Raw genomic sequence first — 319 nt, 5'->3', positions numbered from 1 at the left:
CCCCCCCCCCCCCCCCCCCCCCCCCCCCCCCCCCCCCCCCCCCCCCCCCCCCCCCCCCCCCCCCCCCCCCCCCCCCCCCCCCCCCCCCCCCCCCCCCCCCCCCCCCCCCCCCCCCCTTCTTAATGATCCGGCGACCACCGAGATCTACACTGTTCGCATTTCGTCGGCAGCGTCAGATGTGTATAAGAGACAGGAGCTGAGGGTGTCGGTCTGCGCATTCACGCCCGCGCCCACCGTCCAGCGGCCCAGCTCGCCCGGCAGGCGGTAGCTGCCCCACAGGCGCAGCATGTGCCGGGGCGTCCAGGTGTTGAAGATCTGG

At 76.5% G+C, this 319-nt stretch carries 1 protein-coding gene; it reads left to right on the top strand.

Translation table 11 applies throughout. The annotated features are described in order from the left end of the window. On the top strand, positions 1-200 hold a 200-nt coding region (locus JHD82_RS29310), incomplete at its 5' end, for a hypothetical protein (RefSeq protein WP_199140420.1). Positions 201-319 lie beyond the last annotated feature (119 nt).

Source organism: Delftia sp. ASV31 (assembly GCF_016428765.1).
Taxonomy (GTDB): domain Bacteria; phylum Pseudomonadota; class Gammaproteobacteria; order Burkholderiales; family Burkholderiaceae_C; genus Comamonas; species Comamonas acidovorans.
The sequence above is the reverse complement of the archived record's forward strand: the minus strand, read 5'-3'. Positions and strand labels throughout refer to the sequence as shown.